This is a genomic window from Streptomyces sp. NPDC003327 (genome assembly GCF_053589515.1).
On the sequence record NZ_JBSFSA010000010.1, the window covers coordinates 140,931 to 164,430 of the forward strand.

Consider the following 23,500-nt stretch of genomic DNA (forward strand, 5'->3'; position numbering starts at 1 on the left):
CCCGGGGGTGTCCGGGGCGGCCCTTTCGGGGGTGTGGCGGGTCAGGCGCCGCGGAGGGTGGCGCCCGTGCGGTCCGTGGCCAGGGCGACGGCCGCGTCGCGGGCCGCGGTGGCCTCGTCGACCGTCAGGGTGCGGTCCGTGGCGCGGAACTTCAGGGCGTACGCCAGGGACTTCTTGCCCTCGCCGAGCTGGTCGCCGGTGTAGACGTCGAACAGCCGGATGGACTCAAGGAGTTCACCCGCGCCCTCGCGCAGCGCGGCCTCGACCTCGGCGGCCGGGACCTCGGTGGCGACGACCAGGGCGACGTCCTGGGTGGCGACCGGGAAGGCGGAGATGCGGGGGGCCTTGACAGGGCCCTCGTTCGCCTGCGCCAACAGGTCGAGGTCGATCTCCATCGCGCAGGCGCGGGCCGGCAGGCCGAACGCCTTCACCACGCGCGGGTGGAGCTCGCCCGCGTGGCCGACGAGGACCTTCTCGCCGTCGACCTCGACGTGGAACGCGGCGCAGCGGCCGGGGTGCCACGGGGCGTGCTGGTCGGCGCTGATGATCAGCTCGACGCCGGCCTCGGCGGCCACGGTCCGGCCGGCCTCGATCGCGTCGGCCCAGTCCGACGGGCGGCCCTTGCCCCACCAGCCGGACTGCTCGCGCGCACCGGCGAGGACGACGGCCGCGCGCAGCGGCTGCCGGGGCAGCGCGGCGTTGACGCCGGCGATCTCCGCGTCGGTGGGGCGGCGGTCGACGGGCAGCCGGACGGCCTTGCCCGGCTCTCCGTCCGGCCGGAAGACCAGGCCGGTCTCGAAGAGGGCCAGGTCGTGGCTGCCGCGGCTGTCGTTGCGGCGGAGCGCGCCGAGCAGCCCCGGGAGCAGCGTCGTGCGGAGCGCGGGCTCCTCGTCGGAGAGCGGGTTGACCAGGGTCACGACCCGGCGGCGGGCGTCGTCCGCGTCCAGTCCGAGCTGGTCGAGGGCCTGCTCGCCGATGAACGGGTAGTTCGGCGCCTCGACGTAGCCGACGCCGGCCAGGGCACGGCCCACCCGGCGGTGGGTGCGCTGGCGCTCGGTGAGGCCGCGGCCGGCCGGGGGCTTCGGCAGCGTGGAGGGCAGGTTCTCGTAGCCCTCCAGGCGGATGACCTCTTCGGCGAGGTCGTTCGGCTCGTTCAGGTCGGGGCGCCACGAGGGCACGGTGACGACGAGCTCGTCCTGTCCGTAGACGTCGCAGCCGACCTCCTGGAGGCGGCGGACGACGGTCTCGCGGCCGTAGTCGACGCCCGCGACCTTGTCCGGGTGGTTCGCCGGCAGGGTGATCGTGCGCGGCGCGGAGGGCGCGACGACCTCCGTGACGCCGGCCTCGGCGGTGCCGCCCGCGAGGAGCACGAGCAGGTCGACCGTGCGCTGGGCGGCCGCGGCGGCGGCCCGCGGGTCGACGCCGCGCTCGAAGCGCTTGGACGCCTCGGAGGACAGCTTGTGGCGGCGCGCGGTGCGGGCGATCGAGATGGCGTCGAAGTGCGCGGCCTCGATGACGACCTCGGTGGAGCCGGTGACGGCGCCGGTCTCGGGGTCGGTGACCGGGTCGGCGATCTCCGTGTTGGCCCCGCCCATGACGCCCGCGATGCCGATGGGGCCGCGGTTGTCGGTGATGACCAGGTCCTCGGCGTCGAGGACGCGCACGGTGCCGTCGAGGGTCGTGATCTTCTCGCCGGCCTCGGCGCGGCGGACGCCGATCGGGCCGTCGATACGGGTCCGGTCGTAGGCGTGCAGCGGCTGGCCGAGCTCCAGCATCACGTAGTTGGTGATGTCGACGGCGAGCGAGATCGGGCGCATGCCGGCCTTCTGGAGGCGGCGCTGGAGCCAGATCGGCGACCGGGCCTCGGGGTCGAGGCCGACGACGGTGCGGGCGGTGAAGCGGTCGCAGCCGATGGGGTCGGCGATCTGGACCGGGTAGCCGTACGCGTTGGGGGCGGGCACGTCGAGGAGCGCCGGGTCGCGCAGCGGCAGGCCGTAGGCGATGGCGGTCTCGCGGGCGACGCCGCGCATCGAGAGGCAGTAGCCGCGGTCCGGGGTGACGGCGATGTCGAGGACCTCGTCGTACAGCTCCAGGAGCGCGGTGGCGTCGATGCCGATCTCGATCTCCGGCGGCAGGACGATGATGCCGTGGTTCGGGTCCTCGCCCATGCCCAGCTCCTCGCTGGAGCAGATCATGCCGCGGGACACCCGGCCGTACGTCTTGCGCTCGGCGATCCGGAAGTCACCGGGGAGCACGGCGCCGGGCAGGGCCACGACGACCTTGTCGCCCTCGGCGAAGTTCCGGGCGCCGCAGATGATCTCCTGGGGCTCGCCGGTGCCGTTGGCCCGGCCGACGTCGACGGTGCAGAAGCGGATCGGCTTCTTGAACTCGGTCAGTTCCTCGATGGTGAGGACCCTGCCGACGACGAGGGGGCCGGTCAGGCCGGCGCCCAGCTGCTCGACGGTCTCGACCTCGAGGCCTGCCGAAATGAGCTTGGTCTGTACGTCACGGCCGGTCTCGGTCGCCGGCAGGTCGACGTACTCCCGCAGCCAAGAAAGCGGGACCCGCATCAGATCTCCATCCCGAACGGCCGGGTGAACCGGACGTCACCCTCGACCATGTCTCGCATGTCTTCCACGTTGTGGCGGAACATCAGCATCCGCTCGATGCCGAACCCGAAGGCGAATCCGCTGTACTTCTCCGGGTCCACGCCGCAGGCGACGAGCACCTTCGGGTTGACCATGCCGCAGCCGCCGAGCTCGATCCAGCCCTCGCTGCCGCAGGTGCGGCAGGGGCGGTCGGCGTTGCCGACGGACTCGCCGCGGCAGACGTAGCAGAGCATGTCCATCTCGGCGGACGGCTCGGTGAAGGGGAAGAAGTTCGGGCGGAGCCGGGTCTTCATGTCCGGGCCGAAGAGCGCCTGGACCATGTGGTCGAGGGTGCCCTTGAGGTCGGCCATGGTGAGGCCCTCGTCGACGGCGAGCAGCTCGATCTGGTGGAAGACCGGGGTGTGCGTGGCGTCGAGCTCGTCGGTGCGGTACACGCGGCCGGGGCACACCACGTAGACCGGGGGCTCCCGGTCGATGAGGGTGCGGGCCTGGACGGGCGAGGTGTGCGTACGGAGCACGACGCCGGACTCGTCGCCGGTCGTCCCCTCGGGGCCCTGGACGAAGAAGGTGTCCTGCATCTGCCGGGCGGGGTGGTCCGGCACGAAGTTGAGGGCGTCGAAGTTGAACCACTCGGCCTCGACCTCGGGGCCTTCGGCGACCTCGTACCCCATGGAGACGAAGACGTCGGAGACGCGCTCCATGAGGGTGGTCAGCGGGTGGCGGGCGCCCGCGGGCACGCGGTCGTACGGCAGGGTGACGTCCACCGCCTCCTCGACCAGGACGCGCGCGTCGCGCTCGGCCTCCAGCTCGGCCTGGCGGGCGGCGAGGGCCTTGGAGACCGCGCCGCGGGCCTGTCCGACGAGCTTGCCGGCCGCGGCCTTGGCCTGCGGGGGCAGGGCGCCGATCTCCCGGTTGGCGAGCGCGAGCGGCGAGGTGCCGCCGGTGTGGGCGGTCTTCGCGTGCGCGAGCGCGTCGAGGTCGCCTGCGGCCGCGAAGGCGGCGAGCGCCTCGTCCCGCATGCGCTCGATCTCTTCCGGTTTCAAGGCCTCGACCTCGACCGGGTCGTACGACTTATTCGGTGCCGACATCTCTTCCCGTGCTTCCGTTTGGCTGGCTGGGGCGACCCCGCTCGACGACAAGGGCGCAAACGTGCCAAAGGTCGAGTCTAACGGGGTGGGGGGACGCGCATGAGCCCGTGGGCGGCCCGGCGGCTCCTGATCTCGTACGGTCTCGCGGGATGAGACGTCAGAGGAGGTGGGCCGGGGTGCCGACGGGCAGGATAAATCGGAACTCGGCCCCGCCGCGGGGGCCTCGTCCGACGGTGATGGTGCCGCCGTGGGCTTCGACGATGCCCTTGACGATGTAGAGGCCGAGTCCGGTGCCGCCGCGCTTGCTGCCCCGCCAGAAACGGGTGAAGACACGGCTCATCGACTCTTCGGGGATGCCGGGGCCCTCGTCGCTCACGGTGACCTCCGTCCCCTCTTCTCCGTCGTCGCCCGCCGTGCTGGGGGCCACCTCGATGGTGACGGTTCCCTCCCCGTGGCGCACCGCATTTTCGAGGAGGTTGCCGAGGATCTGGTCGATCTTGTCGGGGTCGGCCCAGAGGGCGGGCAGCTGTGGCCTGATCCGTACGAAGAAGCGGTCGGGCGACTGGCCGCCGGTGGTGTGCACCTGGATGTGGCGGCCGATGGCGGCGGCGATGTCGACGGGCTGCCGGCGGACCTCCAGGCGGCCGGAGTCGATGCGGGAGATGTCGAGGAGTTCGGCGATGAGCCGCTTGATGCGGCCGGCGTCGGCGTCGACGGTCTCCAGCATGAGGCGCTTCTGCTCGTCGGTGAACCGCTCCCACTTGTCGAGGAGGGTGGCGGTGAAGCCCTTGACGGAGGTGAGCGGGGAGCGCAGTTCGTGGGCGACGGTGGCGATGAGTTCGGCGTGGCCGCGTTCGGTACGACGGCGGGCGTCGGTGCCGCGCAGGGAGATCACGACCCGGTGGACGGGGCCGGTGGGGTGCCGGCGGACGTACCGGGCGGAGACGAGGACCTCGCGGCCGCCGGGCAGCAGCAGGTTGCGCTCGGGCTGGCCCCTGCGGGTGGCGAGGCCGCCGTACGGGTCGGTGAGGGTCCACCAGCGGCGGCCCTTGAGGTCTTCGAGCGGCAGGGCCTGGTCGAGGGGCAGGCCGAGGGCGCGAGGGCCGGGGACGGCGGTGATGCGGCTGGCGGCGGCGTTGAAGCAGACGACCCGGCCGTGCTCGTCGGCGACGACGAGCCCGTCCGGCAGGTCGTCGGGGTCGACGCCGCTCCACGGGTCCGGGGCGTGCGGCGGGGCGCTCCGTGCCTGTGCGGGACTGTCCGTGCCGACCGTCATCCCCGTTCCCCACCCCTCCGTGGTGCGCAGTGGGCCCCCGAGTGCGTCACTCTACTGGGCGAAGGCGACGGAATGGAGCCCCGGGGCTACGGAATGGAGTCTCAGCGGGCTGTACGGGGGCGCTGGGCGCGCGCGGAGGCGTAGAGGCAGACCGCGGCGGCGGTGGCGAGGTTGAGGCTCTCGGCCTTGCCGTGGATGGGGACGCGGACGACGGCGTCGGCGAGGGCGCGGGTCTCCTCGGGGAGCCCCCAGGCCTCGTTGCCGAAGATCCACGCGGTGGGCCCGCCCATGGTTCCGGCGTCGAGTTCGTCGTCGAGGTCGTCCTGGCCCGCGCCGTCGGCGGCGAGGATGCGGACGCCGGCGGCCTTGAGCCCCGCCACGGCCTGTTCGACGGGGACGCCGACGGCGACCGGCAGGTGGAAGAGGGAGCCGACCGAGGCGCGGACGGACTTGGGGTTGTAGAGGTCGACGGAGGCGTCGGTGAGGACGACGGCGTCGGCCCCGGCGGCGTCGGCGCAGCGCAGGACGGTGCCGGCGTTCCCGGGGTCGCGTACGTGGGCGAGGACGGCGACCAGCTTGGGCCGGGCGGCGAGGATGTCCTCGAACGGCGAGTCGAGGAAGCGGCAGACGCCGACGAGGCCCTGCGGGGTGACGGTCTGGGAGACCTCGGCGAGGACGGCGTCGGAGGCGTGGTGGACGCGGGCTCCGGCGGCGCGGGCGGCCTCGACGATCGCGGCGTATCGCCCGGCGGCCTCGACGGTGGTGAAGAGCTCGACGAGGGTGGGCTCGCCGGTGGCGCCGCGGTGCTCGACGGCCTCGCGGACGGCCTGCGGGCCCTCGGCGATGAAGAGGCGGTCCTTGCCCCGGAAGTTGCGCTTGGCGAGCCGCCGGGCGGCGACGACACGCGGGGAACGCGGGGAGATCAGCTCGGGGGTGACCATGGGGTGCGGCGGTTCTCTCTTCGGGGCCGGTGGCGGTGCTGCGAGTGGACGGGGGCGGACGCACCCGGACCCGCAGGCGCGTGCGCGCCTGCGGGTCCGGGCAGAGGTCCTGCGGCCTGGAAGATCAGGCGGCGGCCTTCGGGGCGTTGACGTCGGCCGGGAGGGCCTTCTGCGCGACCTCGACCAGCGCGGCGAACGCGTTGGCGTCGTTGACGGCCAGCTCGGCGAGGATCTTGCGGTCCACCTCGATGTTGGCGGCCTTCAGACCCTGGATGAGGCGGTTGTACGTCATGCCGTTCAGGCGGGCAGCGGCGTTGATGCGCTGGATCCACAGCTGACGGAAGTCGCCCTTGCGCTTCTTGCGGTCGTTGTAGTTGTAGACCAGCGAGTGGGTGACCTGCTCCTTGGCCTTGCGGTACAGGCGCGAACGCTGACCGCGGTAGCCGGAGGCCTGCTCGAGGATCGCCCGGCGCTTCTTGTGGGCGTTGACTGCCCGCTTGACGCGTGCCACTTCTTAACTCCTTGTAGCGGGGTCGCGGTGATGCTCACACGACCCGGAAATCGGATGGGTCCCGGTCTGTGCCGGATGCCCTCGTCGCCGAGGACGGGAGATCAACTCAGATGCCCAGCATCTTCTTGATCTTGGCGGCGTCACCCGGGGCCATCTCGGCGTTGCCGGTGAGGCGACGCGTCAGCTTGGACGACTTGTGCTCGAGCAGGTGGCGCTTGCCGGCGCGCTCGCGCAGGATCTTGCCGGAGCCGGTGACCTTGAAGCGCTTCTTGGCACCGGAGTGCGTCTTGTTCTTCGGCATAGCGCCGTTATCTCCTCGTCAGTGGCGCTCCCCCGGTGCGGACACCGGACGTCCGGGAGCGTCAATTCTTCGATTGGGTGTACCGGGCGGTACCCGGGGGCTGCCGGAGGGCAGCCCCCACGATCACGCCTCGGTGTTCTCGGCCGAAGTCTCGGCCGAAGCCTCCTCGACGGCGCCCTCGGGGGCCGCGGGGGCCGCCTCGGTCGAACCGCCCTGGCGCTCGGCCTTGCGCGCGGCCTGGGCCTCGCGCGCCTCGGCCATGGCCTCGGTCTTCTTCTTGTGCGGACCGAGAACCATGATCATGTTCCGGCCGTCCTGCTTGGGGTTGGACTCGATGAAGCCCAGCTCCTGCACGTCCTCGGCGAGGCGCTGCAGCAGTCGGTATCCGAGCTCCGGGCGGGACTGCTCGCGACCACGGAACATGATCGTGATCTTGACCTTGTCGCCCTGCTTGAGGAACCGAACGACGTGACCCTTCTTGGTGTCGTAGTCGTGCGGGTCGATCTTCGGCCGGAGCTTCATCTCCTTGATGACCGTGTGCGCCTGGTTCTTGCGCGCCTCACGGGCCTTCATGGCCGACTCGTACTTGAACTTCCCGTAATCCATGAGCTTGCACACGGGCGGGCGGGCGTTCGCCGCGACCTCGACCAGGTCGAGGTCGTACTCCTGAGCGAGCTCCAGGGCCTTGGCAAGCGGCACAATGCCGACCTGCTCGCCGCTGGGGCCGACAAGACGCACCTCGGGAACGCGAATCCGCTCGTTGATGCGGGGCTCGGCGCTGATGGATCCTCCTCGGTAGCACCACGCGACCGCCTTGGCGGACGGACACGTCACGTGAAACAGTTGAGACCAACCGAGCCGGTACACGAAAAATGCCCCGGACGGGACACAGGCGGGGCTCCACGGAATCCGGAGCACCACCACGGTGAACCGCGGGGCGCACATCGGGCGGCTCCATCGTCCGTACGGAACGATGGGCGCCACCTGACCGGTGACCCGCCGCCCGTGAGGGCGGTCAGGTGGGAGTACGGAGCCTCCACTTGTGGGCCGGGCACAGAGGTGTCCGGCCGGTCGTTACTCCATGCTACCAGCCCCTGTTCCTGTTCGCGAACAGGAACAGGGGTCCTGGGCCCGCCGCCGACCGGCATATCGTGTGGGGCATGAGCGAGACGCCCCAGCACGAGTCCACCGACTCCACCGACAACCCCGACTTCGAAGCCATGACCCGCGACATCGCCGAGGTCCCGGCGGTCGAGGTGATCGTGACGGTCGCCGTCAACCTGATGAGCGCCGCCGCGGTGAAGCTCGGTCTCACCGAGGAGGGCGACCGGCACAAGGACCTCGACGAGGCGCGCAAGCTGATCCACGCGCTGGCCGGTCTGATGGACGCGGGCGCGACGGAGATCTCCTCCTTCCACGCGGCCCCGCTGCGGGACGGCCTGAAGTCCCTCCAGCTCGCCTTCCGCGAGGCCTCCCTGATCCCGGACGAGCCGGGCCAGGGCCCCGGCGAGAAGTACACGGGGCCGGTGTACGGCTAGGACTCGGGCCCGCCGACCGGGCCGCGGGGGTACGGGGGTCGCCCCCCGGAAGACCGCAGCCACGGGGCCGGTGTACGGCCAGGACGCCGGGCCGTACGGCAGCAGTCAGTTCTTTACGTAGAAGGGCTCGCCCGGAGGCGTGGCCGAGGCCGGCAGGAGTGCCAGGTCGAGGCCCCGCACCAGGCGGGCCCTCAGTGTTTCGTCGGCGGCCAGGGCGCGGGCCACGCGCTGGGCGGCCTCCGCGGTGGGCGCGTCCTCGGCGAGCACCAGGGCGAGGGTGCCGTCGGCGGCGCCGGGGCCCAGGTGGGCGCGGACCACGGCGGGCTCGGCGGCGACCGCGGCCCGCACGGCGTCCCGTACCGCCGGGTCGTCGAGCGGGTCGGTGCTGGCCCGGCCCTCGGCGAGGGCCAGCAGGGCGGGGCCCGCCACCTGGTACGGGACGGGGCCCGCCAGGTCCAGGACCAGGGTGTCCGCCTTCTCGTGGGCGAGGGCCGCGAGCGCCTGGTGGAGCGGGACGGCGACGGGCCGGGCGGCCGGGTCCCACTGGGCCAGCGAGGCGATCGAGGTGAAGGCGGGCAGGGCCCGCCGGTCGCCGGCCGTCAGCGTGGGGACGGCCATGTCGCTGGTCTTCTCCTGCTTGAGCCCCGTCACCGGGTCCACCTCGACCTCGCCGAGGACGGCGACGACGGGGACGAGGAGACGGGCCCCCTTGAGGGCCTCCAGGACCGGGCCGTGCGCGGTCCTGTCCTCCGCCCAGGCCGCGAGGGCCGCGGCGAGCCGCGGGTCGGCGGTGCCGTCGTCGTCGGAGAAGCCGGGGTCCGGGATGTTCTTGAGCGCCACGCACCGAGCCTAACCGCCGGGCCGGTCCCGCCGGGCCGCCGGGTGCTCAGCGGGGGCGGTGGGCGCGGCGGAGGGCGAAGGCGGTGAGCAGGAGCAGCGCGCCGAGGCCTCCGGCGGCGGGGGCGAGCAGCCCGAACCGGCGGGGCTCCTCGGCGGGCGGCAGCGGGCCGGGGCCGAAGTACGCGGCGCGGTAGCCGGTGGTGGCCTTCTTCGGGTCGCCGCCCTTCAGCCGGGCGCCGGCCTCGATGGCGGCGGCCGGGTCGACCGTCCCGTACCCCTTGGCGTCGCTGCGGCCGCCCTTGGGGCTGTTGCGGGCGGTGTCGATGAGGAGCTGCTTGACCTGGGCGGGCGTGAGGTCGGGGTGGGCGGAGCGGACGAGGGCGACGGCGCCGGAGACGAACGCGGCGGCGGCGCTGGTGCCCCAGCCCTCGTAGTAGCGGCGGTCGGGGTCGGCAATGACGACGTCGACGCCGGGGGCGCTGACGGTGGCGTACCAGCGGCGGGTGGAGAAGGAGGCGTGGGTGCCGTACTTGTCGACGGCGGTGACGGCGATCACGCCGGGGTAGGCGGCGGGGTACGAGATGTGGTCGCCCTTCTCGCCGCCGTTCCCGGCGGAGGCGACGACGGAGACGCCCTTCGCGAGGGCGTACTGGACGGCGGCGTCCTCGCCCGCGTCGGCGTGGGCGGACTTGGAGTCGTCGCCGAGGGAGAGGTTGATGACGTCGGCGCCGTGGTCGGCGGCCCAGCGGATGCCCTGGGCCAGGGCGGTGCCCCGGCTCTTGCGGGCCTTGTCGCGGGCCTTGTCGGTGCCTTCGAGGATGACGCGGACGGGCAGGATGCGGACGTCGGGTGCGACGCCGAGGACGCCGTCCGCGCGGCCGGGTCCGTGGCCGTGTCCGGCGATGATGCCGGCCATGGCGGTGCCGTGGCGGGCCCAGGCGCGGTCGCCTCGGGCGGCGCCGAAGCCGATGAGGTCGCGGCCGGGGAGGACGGAGCCGGTGAGGTCGGGGTGGTCGGCGTCGACGCCCGTGTCGAGGACGGCGACGGTGATGCCCTCGCCCTTGGTGGTACGCCAGGCCTCGTCGGTGTGGAGGGCGTCGAGGCCCCACTGCCGGTCGCGGATGGAGTCGGCGTGCGCGGGGGTGGCGACGGCGGCGGGCAGGAGGGCGGCGGCGAGGAGGGCGGCGGCCGTGGTCGTACGGGCACGGGCGGCGGCTCGGGTCACCGGGGTTCGGGGCAGCGGCGTTCGGGGCAGCGGGGCTCGGGTCACCGGGCGTCCTCCTCCTGCCTGGTCGCGGCGGCGACGGTCGTGCGCAGCTGCGACTCGAACCGCTCGGCGATGCCGCGGGCCTCGTGGCCGAGGCCGGACTGCGCGACGGCGTCCGTACGGCCCCGGGCGGTGGCCCGGTCGGCGCGCTGCGCGCGGTCGACGGTCCGGCCGTCGGCGAATCCGGAGACGGCGGTGATGACGACGGGCAGGTCGACGGGGGCGGTCAGCCACCAGCCGGCGCGCTGCCGGGCGCCGAAGTCGGACGCGACCGTGCCGGGGCCCGCGAGGGCGGGTGGGACGTCGTCGCCGAGGCGGATGGCGAAGGTCCGGTCACCGAGGGCGCGCTGCGCGGTGGCGTCGGCGCGGGTGAAGGCGAGTCCGACGGTGATCACGCTGCTGGCGGTGGCGTCGGTGTACGTGGCGCGCAGGACGCGCTCGCAGCCGAGCGGGCGGAGCGTGGCGAGGAGGTTCCGGGCGAGGACGGCCGGTGTGCAGGGGGCGTCGGGGGCGACGACGATCCGGGTCCAGGTGCGGGCGGCGCCGCCGGGTCCGGCGGTGGGGCCGGAGACGGTGCGGGGGAAGAGGGTGTCGACGGGGGCGTTGTGCCACAGCTCCTTGGCCTCGGCGTACCCGGCGGGTTCGACGGGCCCGCGGGGTTCGGAGGCGGCGAGCCAGACCCCGGCGAGCGCCACGCCGATGAGTCCGAGGCCGAGGACGAGGCAGGCGGCGACGGCCGCGTTCCGCCCTGCCGACCGCCGCTCCCGTACGGGCCGCAGCCGGGTGGTGGTCTCGAACGGCGTCTCGGCGTGGGCGGGTGCGTGGGCGGGTGCGGCGGCGGAGGGGGGTACGGGGCGGTGCGCGTCGCGGACGGGGCGGAGCCGGGTCGTGGTCTCGACGGCGGGTACGTCGCCGCCGTGCGGGTACGGCGCCCGGGCGGCCCAGGAACCGGCGGGGACGGCGGGGGCGGCGGGGACCTCGGCCGGAAGCGGCGCCCCGGTGGAACGGGGATCCGCCGGGCCCGTGGGCGGCGCGGCCGGGTGCGCCGGGGCGGGGGTTCCGGGGGCGGGCGCGAGCAGGGCGTCCGTGATGCGGGACATCGGACGCGGGTGGTCGTCGCTCATCCGCGCCCCCTGTTCTTGTCGACAATGCCCGTCACTCTACGGGCTGTTCCGCCTGGTGCGGGAACCCAGGGGCTACCCACCCTTACCGGCCGTCTGGCAAGCTCGGGCCATGACTCCCCGCGCCGCCGACCGCGCCCGGTACGACCGGGTCACCGCCCATCTCGACGCGCCCCTGGCCATCGTCGACCTGGAGGCGTTCGACGCGAACGCGGACGACCTGGTGCGCCGGGCCGGGGGCAAGCCGATCCGGGTGGCGAGCAAGTCGGTGCGGTGCCGGGCGCTGCTGGAGCGGGTGCTCGCGCGCCCCGGTTTCGCCGGGATCATGTCGTTCACGCTGGACGAGTCGCTCTGGCTGGCGCGCGCGGGCTTCGAGGACGTGCTGCTCGCCTATCCCTCCGCCGACCGCACCTGCTTCGCCGAGCTGGCGCGCGATCCGAAGCTGGCGGCCGCCGTGACCGTGATGGTCGACGACGTGGCGCAGCTCGATCTGATCGACGCCGCGCGGGCCGGGGGCGCGGAGGAGGTGCGGGTCTGTCTGGAGCTGGACACGGCCCTGCACCTCCTGGGCGGCCGGATACGGGTCGGGGCGCGGCGCTCGCCGCTGCGCACCCCGGCCGCGCTCGCCGAGCTGGCCCGCTCCGTGGGGCGCAGGCCGGGGTTCCGGCTGGTGGGGATCATGGCGTACGAGGGGCACGTGGCGGGGGTCGGGGACGCGGTCGCGGGGCGGCCGGTGCGGTCGCGGGCGGTGCGGCTGATGCAGGCGGCGGCCCGGCGGGAGCTGGCCGAGCGCCGGGCGGCGGTCGTCAGGGCCGTACGGGCGGTGGCGCCGGACCTGGAGTTCGTGAACGGCGGCGGCACCGGGAGCGTGCAGCACACGGCGGCGGAGGACGCGGTGACGGAGATCGCCGCCGGTTCCGGGCTGTTCGTGCCGAGGCTCTTCGACAACTACACGTCCTTCAGCGGCCGGCCGGCTGCGCTGTTCGCGCAGCCGGTGGTGCGTCGCCCGGGGGTGGGGGTGGTCACGGTTCTCGGCGGCGGCTATCCGGCGTCGGGGGCGGCGGGCCGGGACCGGCTGCCCGTGCCGTATCTGCCGGAGGGGCTGCGCTACGACCCGCAGGAGGGTGCGGGCGAGGTGCAGACGCCGCTGCTGGGGTCGCCCGCGGACGATCTGCGGATCGGTGACAAGGTGTGGTTCCGGCACGCGAAGGCCGGTGAGCTGTGCGAGCGGTTCGACAGCCTGCGGCTGGTGGAGGGTGACCGGATCACGGCCACCGTGCCGACGTACCGGGGCGAGGGGAAGACCTTCCTCTAGGCCGGTGCCTCGCGGCTCCCGCCCGCCCCGGTGACGGGCTACAGCGGGGTGACGTACGCGCCCGAGATGCCGCCGTCGACGAGGAAGTCGCTGGCGTTCACGAACGAGGAGTCGTCGCTCGCGAGGAAGGCGACGGCGGCGGCGATCTCCTCGGCCTCGGCAAAGCGGCCCACGGGGATGTGGACGAGGCGGCGGGCGGCCCGCTCCGGGTCCTTGGCGAACAGCTCCTGGAGGAGCGGGGTGTTGACGGGGCCCGGGCAGAGGGCGTTGACGCGGATGCCCTCGCGGGCGAACTGGACGCCGAGTTCGCGGGACATGGCGAGGACCCCGCCCTTGGAGGCGGTGTAGGAGATCTGGCTGGTGGCGGCGCCCATGATCGCGACGAACGAGGCGGTGTTGATGATGGAGCCCCTGCCCTGGCGGCGCATGTAGGGCAACGCCGCCTTGCAGCACAGGTAGACGGAGGTCAGGTTGACGTCCTGGACGCGCTTCCAGGCCTCCAGGCCGGTCTCCAGGATGGAGTCGTCGTCGGGGGGCGAGATGCCGGCGTTGTTGAAGGCGATGTCGACGGAGCCGTAGGTCTCGAAGGCGGTGCGGAACAGCGCCTCGACCTCCTCGGGGTCGGTGACGTCGACCTTCACGAACGTGCCGCCGACCTCCTCGGCGGCGGCCTTGCCCGCCTCCTCGTCGATGTCGCCGCAGACGACGTGGGCGCCCTCGGAGGCGAGCCGGCGGGCGGTGGCGAGGCCGATCCCGCTGCCGGCTCCCGTGATGACGGCGGTGCGGCCGACGAGACGGCGGCAGATGATCTCTTCGGTGCTGGTCATGGGCGGTCAGGCCTCCGTGCTGAGGAAGACGTTCTTGGTTTCGGTGAAGGCGGTGAGGGCGTCGGGGCCGAGTTCCCGGCCGAGGCCGGACTGGCGGTAGCCGCCGAACGGGGTCCAGTAGCGGACGCTGGAGTGGGAGTTGACGGAGAGGTTGCCGGCGCGGACGGCGCGGGAGGTGCGCAGGGCGCGGCCGACGTCGCGGGTCCAGATGGAACCGGACAGGCCGTACTCGGTCGCGTTGGCGAGACGGATCGCGTCGGCCTCGTCCTCGAAGGGGAGGACGACGGCGACGGGTCCGAAGATCTCCTCGACGGCGCAGGGGGCGTCCTCGGCGACATCGGTGAGGACGGTCGGCGGGAACCAGAAGCCGGGGCCCTCGGGGGCCTTGCCCCGGATGGCCTCCCGGCCCTCCCCGACGTAGGAGCGGACGCGGTCGAGCTGGGCGCGGGAGATGAGCGGGCCCATCTGGGTGCGTGCGTCGAGGGGGTCGCCGACGACGATCTCCTCGACGGCGGGGGCGAGGAGTTCCAGGAAGCGGTCGTGGGCGTCGCGCTGGACGAGGATGCGGGTGCGGGCGCAGCAGTCCTGGCCGCTGTTGTCGAGGAACGACATGGGTGCGGCGGCGGCCGCGGCTTCGAGGTCGGCGTCGGCGAAGACGATGTTGGGGCTCTTGCCGCCAAGTTCGAGGGTGACCCGCTTCACCTGGCCGGCGCACTTCGCCATGATCGCCTTGCCGACCCGGGTGGAGCCGGTGAAGACGATCTTGGCGATGCCGGGGTGTTCGACGAGGGCGTTCCCGGCGACCGGGCCCTCGCCGGGGAGGACCTGGAAGAGGCCTTCGGGGAGGCCGGCCGCGAGGGCGAGTTCGGCGAGGCGGAGCGCGGTCAGGGGGGTGGTCTCGGCCGGCTTGAGGAGGACGGCGTTGCCGGCGGCGAGGGCGGGCGCGGTGGCCCAGGCGGCGATCGGCATGGGGAAGTTCCAGGGGGCGATGACGCCGACGACCCCGAGGGGTTCGAGGATCGTGACGTCGAGGCCGCCGGGGACGGGGATCTGGCGGCCGTTGAGGCGTTCGACTCCCCCGGCGGCGTAGTCGAGGAGGTCGCGGACGTTGCCGGCCTCCCAGCGGGCGTTGCCGAGGGTGTGGCCCGCCTCGCGGACCTCCAGGAGGGCGAGCTCCTCGATGTGCTCGTCGACGACGGTCGCGAAGCGGCGCAGGAGCCGGGCGCGGTCGGCGGGTGCGGCGGCGGCCCAGCCGCGCTGGGCGGCGGCGGCGCGGGTGACGGCGGCGTCCACGTCGGCCGGGGTGGCGGCGGGGACGGTGGCGACGAGCTCCTCCGTCGCCGGGTTCAGTACCTGGAGCAAGTCGTTCCTCTCAGTGGCGTTCGAAGGAGCGGCGCAGTTCCCAGTCGGTCACCGCGGCGTCGAAGGCGGCCAGCTCGACGCGGGCCATGTTGCGGTAGTGGGCGACGACCTCGGGACCGAAGGCGGCCTTGGCGATCTCGCTGGTCTCCCAGAGCTCGGCGGCCTCGCGCAGGGTGGTGGGGACGTGCGCGTAGTCGCCGGTGTAGGCGTTCCCGGTGCAGGGCGCGGGCGGTTCGAGGCGCTGCTCGATGCCGTGCAGTCCGGCGGCGACCATGGCGGCGACGGCGAGGTAGGGGTTGACGTCGCCGCCGGGGAGGCGGTTCTCGAAGCGGGTGGAGCGGCCGTGGCCGACGACCCGGAGGGCGCAGGTGCGGTTGTCCTGGCCCCAGGCGACGGCGGTGGGCGCGAAGGAGCCGGGCTGGAACCGCTTGTAGGAGTTGATGTTGGGGGCGTAGAGGAGGGAGAGGTCGCGGAGGGCGGCGAGCTGTCCGGCGAGGAAGTGGCGCATGGTCGGCGACATGCCGTGCGGGTCGTCCCCGGCCATGACGTTGGTGCCGTCGGCGTCCTGGAGGGAGAGGTGGATGTGGCAGGAGTTGCCCTCGCGCTCGTTGTACTTGGCCATGAACGTGAGGGAGTAGCCCTCCTGGGCGGCGATCTCCTTGGCGCCGGTCTTGTAGACGGCGTGCTGGTCGCAGGTGACGAGGGCCTCGGCGTACTTGAAGGCGATCTCGTGCTGGCCGGGGTTGCACTCGCCCTTGGCGGACTCGACGGTGAGTCCGGCGCCGGTCATCTCGTTGCGGATGCGGCGGAGGAGGGGTTCGACGCGGCCGGTGCCGAGGACGGAGTAGTCGATGTTGTACTGGTTGGCGGGGGTGAGGCCGCGGTAGCCGGCGTCCCAGGCCCGCTCGTAGCTGTCCTTGAAGACGATGAACTCGAGTTCGGTGCCGACGTGGGCGGTGAGGCCGTGTGCGGCGAGGCGGTCGAGCTGGCGGCGGAGGATCTGGCGCGGGGCGGCGAGGACGGGGGTGCCGTCGGACCAGGCGAGGTCGGCCGTCACCATGGCCGTGGCCTCGTTCCAGGGCAGGCGGCGGAGGGTGGTGAGGTCGGGGTGCATGGCGAAGTCGCCGTAGCCGCGGTCCCAGGAGGACATGTCGTAGCCGTCGACGGTGTTCATCTCGGTGTCGACGGCGAGGAGGTAGTTGCAGCCCTCGGTGCCGTGGCCGAGGACCTCGTCGAGGAAGAACGGGGCGGCGAACCGCTTGCCCTGAAGTCGTCCCTGCATGTCGGGGAAGGCGAGGACGACGGTGTCGATCTCACCGCTCTCGACGAGGACGCGCAGCTCCTCGACGGTGAGCGGGGGTGTGCGGTCTGCCACGGGATTGCTCCTCCTTCGGCCTGCCGGGAGCCATAAGGTATTGCGGAAGACCATTACTTGGGAAGTGTCGGGGAAGGGAAAACGAGAACGTGGCCAGTACGAGTGAATCGGCGGACCGGCTGACGCCCGTGCTGCGTCCGGTGCGGGCGGGCAACGGCTTCGAGGAGGCCCTGGAGCAGATCCTCCAGGTGGTACGGCTCGGCCTGGTGCCCGGCGGGGAGCGGCTGCCCGCCGAACGGGAGCTGGCCGACCGCATGGGCATCAGCCGGGTCACCCTGCGCGAGGTCCTCAAGGTCCTCCAGGAGCAGGGCCTGGTGGAGAGCAGGCGCGGCCGGTACGGCGGCACGTTCGTCCTGCCGCGCGTCCGGACGGCCGACGAGGAGGAGTTGCGCCGCCGGATCGCCTCGGTCGACATGGAGGACACCCTGCGCTTCCGCGAGGTCCTGGAAGTCGGCGCGGCCGGGCTCTGCGCGGCGCACGGGCTGGACGCGGCGGGCGCCGAGCGGCTGCGGGCGGCGCTCGCGGCGACCCATGACGCGCCGCTGGACGACTACCGGCGCCAGGACACCCTGCTCCACCTCACGCTCGCGGAGCTGTCGGGTTCGCCGAGCCTGACGGCGCAGTACGCGGCGGTGCGGGCGACGGTCAACGACCTGCTGGACGGCATCCCCCTGCTCGTACGCAATCTGGAGCACTCGCAGCACCAGCACACGGCGCTGGTGGAGGCGGTCCTCGACGGGGACGCGGACGCGGCGCGCGAGGTGATGCGGGAGCACTGCGCGGGCACGGCGGCGCTGCTGCGGGGCTTCCTGGCCTGAGGCGAAAGCGGGCAGGGGGGTTGCGCTTCCCGTACGGTCGCCGCAAAGGTATGGGACCAATCCATTGGGCCCGTCGCGGGGAGCCGCTGCCATGACGCTCGAAGACACCACCCCACCGAAGGACGACTACCTCGAACGCCGCGCCCTGCGGCGCGGCAGCGCCGGCTGGCTGCTGCTCACCGGACTCGGCGTGGCGTACGTCGTCTCCGGGGACTTCTCCGGCTGGAACATCGGCCTGTCGAAGGGCGGCTTCGGCGGACTCGCCGTCGCGACCGTCCTGATGGGCGTCATGTACGCCTGTCTCGTCTTCGCCCTCGCCGAGCTCTCCGCCATCCTGCCCACGGCCGGCGGCGGCTACGGCTTCGCCCGCCGGGCGCTCGGCACCTGGGGCGGCTTCCTGACCGGCACCGCCATCCTCATCGAGTACATCCTGGCGCCCGCCGCGATCTCCCTCTTCATCGGCGACTACGTGGAGTCCCTCGGTCTGTTCGGTCTGGAGTCCGGCTGGCCGATCTGTCTGGTCTGCTTCGCCCTCTTCATCGGCATCCACCTGTGGGGCGTCGGCGAGGCGCTGCGCTTCAGCCTGATCGTGACGGCGATCGCGGTCGCCGCCCTCGTCGTCTTCGCGCTCGGCGCCTTCGCCGACTTCCACGTGGACGGCCTCGACGACATCCCCGTCGACCCCGAGGCCTTCGGCGCCGGCTCCTGGCTGCCCTTCGGGCTCCTCGGGATCTGGGCCGCGTTCCCCTTCGGGATGTGGTTCTTCCTGGGCGTCGAGGGCGTGCCGCTCGCCGCCGAGGAGGCGAAGGACCCGGTGCGCTCGATGCCGAAGGCGCTCGCGATCTCGATGGGCGTCCTGGTGCTGCTCGCCGTGATGACGTTCCTCGCAGCGACCGGCGCCCGGGGCTCGGCCGCCGTGCAGGAGGCCGGGAACCCGCTGGTCGTGGCGCTCCAGGGCGACGGCGCGCCGACCGCGCTCAGCCGGTTCGTGAACTACGCGGGCCTCGCGGGTCTCGTCGCCTCCTTCTTCTCCCTCATCTACGCGGGCTCGCGCCAGCTCTTCGCCCTCTCCCGGGCGGGCTACCTGCCCCGCTTCCTCTCCCTGACCAGCCGCCGCAAGTCGCCCTACCTGGGGCTGCTCGTCCCGGGCGCCCTCGGCTTCGCGCTCGCCGCCGGGACCGGGAACGGGGCGCGGATGCTGAACATCGCCGTCTTCGGCGCCACCATCTCGTACGCCCTGATGGCGCTCTCGCACATCGTGCTGCGGCGGCGCGAGCCCGGGCTGCACCGGCCGTACCGGACGCCCGGCGGGATCGCGACCTCGTCCACGGCCTTCGTCCTCGCGCTCTCGGCGCTGGTGGCGACCTTCCTGGTCGACCGCACGGCCGCCTTCATGGCGCTCGGGGTGTACGTGATCGCCCTCGCCTACTTCGCGTTCTACAGTCGGCACCATCTGGTCGCCCGTGCGCCCGAGGAGGAGTTCGCCGCGCTCGCCGCGGCCGAGGCCGAACTCGAACGCGACTGACTCCCCCGCTCCCCAGGAGGAAGCCCCGTGGCCAAGCCACTCATCGGTGTGACGACCTATCTCGACCGGGCCCGGTGGGGCGTGTGGGACATGCCCGCCACACTGCTCCCCGCCGCGTACGCGGAGCTGGTGCGGGCCTGCGGCGGGCTCGTGGCCATGCTGCCGCCCGACGATCCGTGCGCCGCCGCCGCGATGGCGGCCCGGCTGGACGGCCTGGTCGTCGCGGGCGGCGCGGACGTCGAGCCCGTACGGTACGGAGCCGAACGCGACCCCCGCACCGGGCCCCCGGCCCGTGAGCGGGACGCCTGGGAACTGGCCCTGATCGACGCGGCCCTCGCCGCCGGGACCCCGCTGCTCGGCATCTGCCGGGGCATGCAGCTCCTGAACGTGGCCCTCGGCGGGACGCTGGTCCAGCACGTCGACGGCCACACGGAGGCGGTCGGGGTGATCGGCCGGCACCCGGTCAAGCCGGTGCCGGGCAGCCTGTACGCCTCCCTCGTGCCCGAGCTGACCGAGGTGCCGACGTACCACCACCAGGCGGTGGACCGGCTGGGCGCGGGCCTCGCGGAGTCGGCCCACGCGGAGGACGGCACGGTGGAGGCGGTGGAGCTGGCGGCCCCCGCCTGGGTGCTCGGGGTGCAGTGGCACCCGGAGATGGGCGAGGACCTGCGCGTGATGCGGGGCCTGGTGGCGGCGGCGGGCGGGGCGCCCGCGACGGCGGGGCGCGGTGAGGAACGTGGGCGCACGGCGGGGCGGCCGGGATGGGCGTCCGGTCGCCCCGCCGTTCAGCGGGCCGCGCCCGTCGTGGCCGCGACGGTGGACGCGACCGCGCGGCGGCCGAGCACCGCGTACAGGACGGACGCGACGGCCATGCCGGCGGGCAGCGAGAGGTCCACGCCGCCGAGGGCCGAGGCGACCGGGCCCGTGTAGAGGGTGTTGACGCAGAGGGCCGCCGCCGCCACGCCCGCGGTCAGGGCGAGGGCGCCCGCCGGGTTGACGCCGTGGGCGTACCAGAAGGGGCCGGCGGGGCTCTCGTCCGAGAGCGCGGGCCCGTCGTACCGGTTCCGGCGGAGCACGATGTCGGTGGCGTAGACGGCCGTCAGGGGGCCGATCAGGACGACGATCACCTGGAGGGCGTTGCTGACGGTGTCCAGGAAGCCGGAGACCAGCAGCCCGTAGAGGGTGAGGGCGACGGCGACGGCCCCGTCGAGGAGGACGCTGACGGTACGTCGGACGCGCAGGCCGACGGCCTGGAGGGCGAGGCCCGCGCTGTACGCGGTCAGGGCGTTGACGGAGATCGTGCCGAGGACCAGCGCGAGCAGGAAGACCGGCACGAACCAGCCCGGCAGGATCTCCTGGAGTGCGCTCTGCGGGTCCGTCATGTCCACGGCCGTCGCGGCGAACGCGCCCAGCGAGGAGACGACGACGCTGGGGACGAAGGCGCCGAGGGCCGTCCATCCGGCGATCGCCTTCGGCGAGGACGCGCGCGGCAGATAGCGGGAGAAGTCCGCGCTCGTCGTGTACGAGAGCGGACCCGAGGCGATCATCGTGGTGCCCGCGATCAGCACGGCCCAGAGGTCGACACCGGTGAGCGGCTCGGCGGGGACGTACGAGAAGTCGGCGTGACGGAGGACCGCGAGGGCGACGACGGTGAAGGCGCCGGCCAGGGCCAGGGTGATCGGCAGGTAGAGCATGATGATCAGGGCGTGGCCGTAGACGCTGATCGCCAGGGTGAGCGCGGCGATCACCACGATCACGGCCACCTTGACCGGGGTGTCGGCGGTGACGCCGGCCTTCTCGACGAGCGCGAAGGCGGCGGTCGCGGCGGCGGCGAGGTTGAGCGCGAAGTAGCAGACGGAGACCAGCCAGCCGCCGATCGCGTTGTTCACGCGGTTGCCGAGGACGCCGTAGAGGGCGCGGGTGATCACCTCGCTGGGCGCGCCCGCGGCCGGTCCCGAGGTGGCGAGGAGGCCCGTCAGCACCCAGAAGAGGTTGCCCACGACGATCACGGCCACGGCCTGCCAGAGGCTCAGGCCCATGAGGACCAGGGCGCCGCCGATGACCAGGCTGAGGTAGTTGACGTTGGCCGCGGCCCAGACGGAGAACAACTCGCGGGGGTGCCCGTGCCGTTCGGCGTCGGGGATGTGGTCGATTCCGTGGGCCTCGATGCGGCCCGGGCGGTCGGTGACCGGCGGGGTGGCCTCGGCGCGGGAGGCGCCGGGGTCGGGGAGCGTGGAAGCCATGCGGCCCTCCGGATGCGTGTCGTGCCCACCTGGTTGCTTATTGGTCGCACACTCAATAGCATCGCCGGTATGCCGTCAAGCGTTCAGCGCAAGAGAATCCGGAAATCTCCCGAGGCCCGTCGGGCGGAGATCGTCGAGACCGCCGCCCGGGTCGCCCTGACGGAGGGGCTGGAGTGCGTCACGCTCCGGCGGATCGCCGACGAACTCGCCGTCCGGCCCGGTCTGATCAGCCACTACTTCCCCTCGGCCGAGGACCTGGTCGCGGAGGCGTTCGCGGTCGCCGCCCAGGGAGAGCTCGACGCCCTGCTGCCCGCCGACCGGCCCGACGGCACCCCGGCGCAGTACCTCGCGCGCTACTTCGCCCTCTCCGGCGGCGAGGCGTACGACGACATCAGCCGCCTCTGGATCAACGCCCGGCACCTCAGCCGCTACCGGCCGGTGCTGCGCGACCGGGTCACGGAGATGGAGCTCGCCTCGGACGACCGTCTGGAGACCCTCGTCCGCGAGGGCGTCGCGCTCGGCGAGTTCCGCACGGAGGACCCGCGCGCGGCCGCCATCCAGATCCTGGTCGTCCTCGACGGCCTCGGCGCCCACGCCAACAGCGACCGCAGCGACCGTCCGGCCTCCGTGACCCGCCTGGCCGTGACGACGGCGGAGCGGGCCCTGGGCCTCCCCCACGGCACCCTCGACGCGGAGGGCGCGACGGGGGCGCTGCCGACGGAGGCGTAGGCCCGGCCCGCGGCCGGGCCGGGCCCGTACCGGCGGCCCGGCACCGGCGGCCCGGCACCGGCGGCCTCGCCCCCCCACCCCCACCGGCGGCCTCGCACCCCCACCGGCGGCCTCGCACCCGCACCGGCCACCCGCACCACGAACCGTACGTACGCATCACCCCGCAAGGAGCCACACGTGACCACGCGCCTCGTCCTGCACTCGGCCCGCCTGCTCGATCCGGGCTCCGGCGCCTTCCTCGCGGCGAGTGCGCTCGCCGTGGGCGAGGACGGGCGGATCGCCGCCCTGGGCGAGGACCGCGAGGTCCTCGCGACGGCCGGTCCCGCGACGACCGTGGTCGACCTGGCCGGGGCCGTCGTCACCCCGGGCCTCGTCGACGGCCACGTCCACCCGGTCACGGGCGCCGAACTCACCCACGGCCTCGACCTCTCCCGCTGCGCCGACCTCGCCGACGTACGGGAGTCGCTCGCGGACGCGGTGCGCGCGCTCGGGCGCGGGGAGTGGCTCTTCGGCTGGGGCCTGGACCCGAACGTCTTCGGCGACCTGCCCGTCGGGACCGAGCCCTTCGACGCCGTCCTGGACGGGGTCCCCGCCTTTCTGCTCCTCTTCGACGCGCACTCCGCGCTGGCCTCCCGCCGGGCCCTCGAACTCGCCGGGGTCGACGGCCCCCGGACCTTCGACCAGGCCTCCGCCGAGGTGGTCTGCGACGCCGAGGGCCGCCCGACCGGGCTCCTCCAGGAGGACGCCGCCTGCGAGCTGGTCGAGCGCGTCGCCCCGCGGCCCACCCGCGCCGAGCGGCTCGAACGGCTGGCGGCCGCGCTCGGCGCGATGGCCGCGAGCGGCCTGACGGGCGGTCACGTCATGGACGCCAACGGCGACAGCCTCGACCTCTTCGCCGAACTCGACGCGGCCGGCCGGCTGCCGCTGCGGCTGCGGGTCGCGCCCTGGTGCCAGCCCGGTACGGACGAGGACGGCGTACGGGAGCTGATCGACCTCCAGGGCCGGGGCGGCGCGCTGTGGCGGGTGGCGGGCGTGAAGCTGTTCATGGACGGCACCATCGACAACGGCACCGCGTGGCTGGAGCGGCCCGACTGCCACGGCGAGTCGACGCACGCGTTCTGGCCGGACCCCGAGGCGTACACCCGTGTCGTCGGCGAGCTCCACCGGGCGGGCGTGCCCACGGCGACGCACGCCATCGGGGACGCGGCGGTACGGCACGTGCTCGATTCCGTCGCCACGGCGCGGGCCGCGGACGGCGCCGGGGTACGGCACCGGATCGAGCACATCGAGACGGTGCCGGACGACACCGTGGGCCGCTTCGCGGAGCTGGGGGTCGTCGCCTCCATGCAGCCGACGCACTGCTGCGACTTCACGCGGGCCGACCACACCGACAACTGGTCCCGCCGGCTCGGCGAGGAGCGGGCCTCGCGGGCGTGGCGCTGCCGCGACCTGTGGGACGCCGGGGCGACGGTCGTCCTCGGCTCGGACTGGCCGATCGCGCCGTTCCCGCCGCTGGGCGTGATGGCGGGCGCCCGCCACCGCCGCCCCAGCCGCGACCTCGGCCTGCCGCCGCACGGACCTGAGCAGGCGCTCTCGGCGCTGGAGGCGCTGCGGGGCATGACGACGGCGCCGGCGTACGCGGCGGGCGAGGAGCACGAGGCGGGCCGGCTCGCGGTCGGCTTCCGCGCCGACCTCACGGCCTTCGCTGGCGACCCCCTGGCCACCGCCCCGACGGACCTGGCGGAGCTGCCGGTGCTGCTCACCGCCGTCGACGGCCGCGTGACGCACCGGGCCCCCGGGGTCTGAGACCCGCG

The 23,500-nt window shown here is 73.7% G+C and carries 20 protein-coding genes and 1 pseudogene; 7 read left to right on the plus strand and 14 right to left on the minus strand.

Annotated elements, in window-relative coordinates; translation table 11 throughout:
* Positions 1-41: 41 nt before the first annotated feature.
* The 7 genes from pheT to infC all read right to left on the minus strand — a co-directional run bounded on the left by pheT (position 42) and on the right by infC (position 7,560).
* Positions 42-2,570 (minus strand): phenylalanine--tRNA ligase subunit beta, encoded by a 2,529-nt coding sequence (pheT, locus tag ACWDVG_RS12370; protein WP_451698804.1) that lies wholly within the window; start codon positions 2,568-2,570, stop codon positions 42-44.
* Positions 2,570-3,697, minus strand: coding sequence for a phenylalanine--tRNA ligase subunit alpha (pheS, locus tag ACWDVG_RS12375; protein ID WP_451698806.1), 1,128 nt, complete (start codon positions 3,695-3,697; stop codon positions 2,570-2,572). The genes pheT and pheS overlap by 1 nt, the downstream gene beginning before the upstream one ends.
* A gap of 157 nt (positions 3,698-3,854) precedes the next feature.
* Complete coding sequence (locus ACWDVG_RS12380) at positions 3,855-4,973, minus strand: ATP-binding protein (RefSeq protein ID WP_451698808.1); 1,119 nt, start codon at positions 4,971-4,973, stop codon at positions 3,855-3,857.
* A gap of 101 nt (positions 4,974-5,074) precedes the next feature.
* Complete coding sequence (locus ACWDVG_RS12385) at positions 5,075-5,914, minus strand: TrmH family RNA methyltransferase (RefSeq protein WP_451698809.1); 840 nt, start codon at positions 5,912-5,914, stop codon at positions 5,075-5,077.
* 124 nt (positions 5,915-6,038) lie between these two features.
* Positions 6,039-6,425 carry a 50S ribosomal protein L20 gene (gene rplT / locus ACWDVG_RS12390; RefSeq protein WP_019884941.1) on the minus strand — a complete coding sequence of 129 codons (387 nt, stop codon included), beginning with the start codon at positions 6,423-6,425 and terminating at the stop codon, positions 6,039-6,041.
* A gap of 106 nt (positions 6,426-6,531) precedes the next feature.
* Complete coding sequence (gene rpmI / locus ACWDVG_RS12395; RefSeq protein WP_015032399.1) at positions 6,532-6,726, minus strand: 50S ribosomal protein L35; 195 nt, start codon at positions 6,724-6,726, stop codon at positions 6,532-6,534.
* 123 nt (positions 6,727-6,849) lie between these two features.
* On the minus strand, positions 6,850-7,560 hold the full coding sequence (gene infC / locus ACWDVG_RS12400; RefSeq protein ID WP_451698811.1) for a translation initiation factor IF-3: 711 nt from the start codon (positions 7,558-7,560) through the stop codon (positions 6,850-6,852).
* A 326-nt stretch (positions 7,561-7,886) separates the two neighbouring features.
* Between infC and ACWDVG_RS12405 the strand changes: the two genes are divergently transcribed.
* Positions 7,887-8,264, plus strand: a complete 378-nt coding sequence (locus ACWDVG_RS12405; protein WP_451698813.1) for a DUF1844 domain-containing protein — start codon at positions 7,887-7,889, stop codon at positions 8,262-8,264.
* Between the two features lie 105 nt (positions 8,265-8,369).
* Here ACWDVG_RS12405 and ACWDVG_RS12410 read toward each other — a convergent pair whose 3' ends face one another.
* The 3 genes from ACWDVG_RS12410 to ACWDVG_RS12420 are packed head-to-tail and all read right to left on the minus strand — an operon-like array spanning position 8,370 to position 11,495.
* Positions 8,370-9,104, minus strand: coding sequence for an SseB family protein (locus tag ACWDVG_RS12410; RefSeq protein ID WP_451698815.1), 735 nt, complete (start codon positions 9,102-9,104; stop codon positions 8,370-8,372).
* 46 nt (positions 9,105-9,150) lie between these two features.
* A complete protein-coding gene (mycP, locus tag ACWDVG_RS12415) occupies positions 9,151-10,344 on the minus strand; it encodes a type VII secretion-associated serine protease mycosin (protein ID WP_451698887.1) in 1,194 nt (397 codons plus the stop codon).
* A gap of 26 nt (positions 10,345-10,370) precedes the next feature.
* Entirely contained in the window at positions 10,371-11,495 is a 1,125-nt protein-coding gene (locus ACWDVG_RS12420; protein WP_451698817.1) for a hypothetical protein, read from the minus strand.
* Positions 11,496-11,604: 109 nt separating this feature from the next.
* Here ACWDVG_RS12420 and ACWDVG_RS12425 point away from each other — a divergent pair, with 109 nt between their 5' ends.
* On the plus strand, positions 11,605-12,807 hold the full coding sequence (locus tag ACWDVG_RS12425) for an amino acid deaminase/aldolase (protein ID WP_451698819.1): 1,203 nt from the start codon (positions 11,605-11,607) through the stop codon (positions 12,805-12,807).
* Positions 12,808-12,845: 38 nt separating this feature from the next.
* On the opposite strand, the gene ACWDVG_RS12430 is transcribed toward ACWDVG_RS12425, so the two are convergent.
* Genes ACWDVG_RS12430 through ACWDVG_RS12440 form a run of 3 tightly spaced genes read right to left on the minus strand, consistent with a single transcriptional unit; the run spans position 12,846 to position 16,371 of the window.
* On the minus strand, positions 12,846-13,634 hold the full coding sequence (locus ACWDVG_RS12430; RefSeq protein ID WP_451698821.1) for a 3-oxoacyl-ACP reductase: 789 nt from the start codon (positions 13,632-13,634) through the stop codon (positions 12,846-12,848).
* A 6-nt stretch (positions 13,635-13,640) separates the two neighbouring features.
* Positions 13,641-14,996 (minus strand): aldehyde dehydrogenase family protein, encoded by a 1,356-nt coding sequence (locus tag ACWDVG_RS12435; RefSeq protein ID WP_451698823.1) that lies wholly within the window; start codon positions 14,994-14,996, stop codon positions 13,641-13,643.
* A 10-nt stretch (positions 14,997-15,006) separates the two neighbouring features.
* Positions 15,007-16,371 (minus strand): glutamine synthetase family protein, encoded by a 1,365-nt coding sequence (locus tag ACWDVG_RS12440; protein WP_451698825.1) that lies wholly within the window; start codon positions 16,369-16,371, stop codon positions 15,007-15,009.
* Positions 16,372-16,460: 89 nt separating this feature from the next.
* Here ACWDVG_RS12440 and ACWDVG_RS12445 point away from each other — a divergent pair, with 89 nt between their 5' ends.
* The 3 genes and pseudogenes from ACWDVG_RS12445 to ACWDVG_RS12455 all read left to right on the plus strand — a co-directional run.
* Positions 16,461-17,189, plus strand: a complete 729-nt coding sequence (locus ACWDVG_RS12445) for a FadR/GntR family transcriptional regulator (RefSeq protein WP_451698827.1) — start codon at positions 16,461-16,463, stop codon at positions 17,187-17,189.
* 91 nt (positions 17,190-17,280) lie between these two features.
* Positions 17,281-18,714, plus strand: coding sequence for an ethanolamine permease (gene eat, locus ACWDVG_RS12450; protein WP_451698829.1), 1,434 nt, complete (start codon positions 17,281-17,283; stop codon positions 18,712-18,714).
* Between the two features lie 27 nt (positions 18,715-18,741).
* A pseudogene (locus tag ACWDVG_RS12455) lies at positions 18,742-19,422 on the plus strand (gamma-glutamyl-gamma-aminobutyrate hydrolase family protein); the annotation flags it as partial.
* Positions 19,423-19,499: 77 nt separating this feature from the next.
* On the opposite strand, the gene ACWDVG_RS12460 reads toward ACWDVG_RS12455, so the two are convergent.
* A complete protein-coding gene (locus ACWDVG_RS12460) occupies positions 19,500-20,957 on the minus strand; it encodes a purine-cytosine permease family protein (RefSeq protein WP_451698831.1) in 1,458 nt (485 codons plus the stop codon).
* 69 nt (positions 20,958-21,026) lie between these two features.
* Between ACWDVG_RS12460 and ACWDVG_RS12465 the strand changes: the two genes are divergently transcribed.
* Together ACWDVG_RS12465 and ACWDVG_RS12470 are read left to right on the plus strand one after the other, a co-directional pair.
* The gene (locus ACWDVG_RS12465) at positions 21,027-21,686 is read left to right on the plus strand and encodes a TetR/AcrR family transcriptional regulator (protein WP_451698832.1); all 660 of its coding nucleotides are present in this window, start codon (positions 21,027-21,029) and stop codon (positions 21,684-21,686) included.
* 177 nt (positions 21,687-21,863) lie between these two features.
* The gene (locus ACWDVG_RS12470) at positions 21,864-23,492 is read left to right on the plus strand and encodes an amidohydrolase (RefSeq protein ID WP_451698834.1); all 1,629 of its coding nucleotides are present in this window, start codon (positions 21,864-21,866) and stop codon (positions 23,490-23,492) included.
* Positions 23,493-23,500 lie beyond the last annotated feature (8 nt).

What these genes read in the sequence shown, in the direction of transcription:
- ACWDVG_RS12420 (WP_451698817.1), bottom strand. Translation starts at nt 11,495, where the DNA reads ATGAGCGACGACCACCCGCGTCCGATGTCCCGCATCACGGACGCCCTG.
- ACWDVG_RS12380 (WP_451698808.1), bottom strand. Translation starts at nt 4,973, where the DNA reads ATGACGGTCGGCACGGACAGTCCCGCACAGGCACGGAGCGCCCCGCCG.
- ACWDVG_RS12430 (WP_451698821.1), bottom strand. Translation starts at nt 13,634, where the DNA reads ATGACCAGCACCGAAGAGATCATCTGCCGCCGTCTCGTCGGCCGCACC.
- eat (WP_451698829.1), top strand. Translation starts at nt 17,281, where the DNA reads ATGACGCTCGAAGACACCACCCCACCGAAGGACGACTACCTCGAACGC.
- ACWDVG_RS12460 (WP_451698831.1), bottom strand. Translation starts at nt 20,957, where the DNA reads ATGGCTTCCACGCTCCCCGACCCCGGCGCCTCCCGCGCCGAGGCCACC.
- pheS (WP_451698806.1), bottom strand. Translation starts at nt 3,697, where the DNA reads ATGTCGGCACCGAATAAGTCGTACGACCCGGTCGAGGTCGAGGCCTTG.
- rpmI (WP_015032399.1), bottom strand. Translation starts at nt 6,726, where the DNA reads ATGCCGAAGAACAAGACGCACTCCGGTGCCAAGAAGCGCTTCAAGGTC.
- ACWDVG_RS12385 (WP_451698809.1), bottom strand. Translation starts at nt 5,914, where the DNA reads ATGGTCACCCCCGAGCTGATCTCCCCGCGTTCCCCGCGTGTCGTCGCC.
- ACWDVG_RS12465 (WP_451698832.1), top strand. Translation starts at nt 21,027, where the DNA reads ATGCCGTCAAGCGTTCAGCGCAAGAGAATCCGGAAATCTCCCGAGGCC.
- ACWDVG_RS12425 (WP_451698819.1), top strand. Translation starts at nt 11,605, where the DNA reads ATGACTCCCCGCGCCGCCGACCGCGCCCGGTACGACCGGGTCACCGCC.
- pheT (WP_451698804.1), bottom strand. Translation starts at nt 2,570, where the DNA reads ATGCGGGTCCCGCTTTCTTGGCTGCGGGAGTACGTCGACCTGCCGGCG.
- ACWDVG_RS12405 (WP_451698813.1), top strand. Translation starts at nt 7,887, where the DNA reads ATGAGCGAGACGCCCCAGCACGAGTCCACCGACTCCACCGACAACCCC.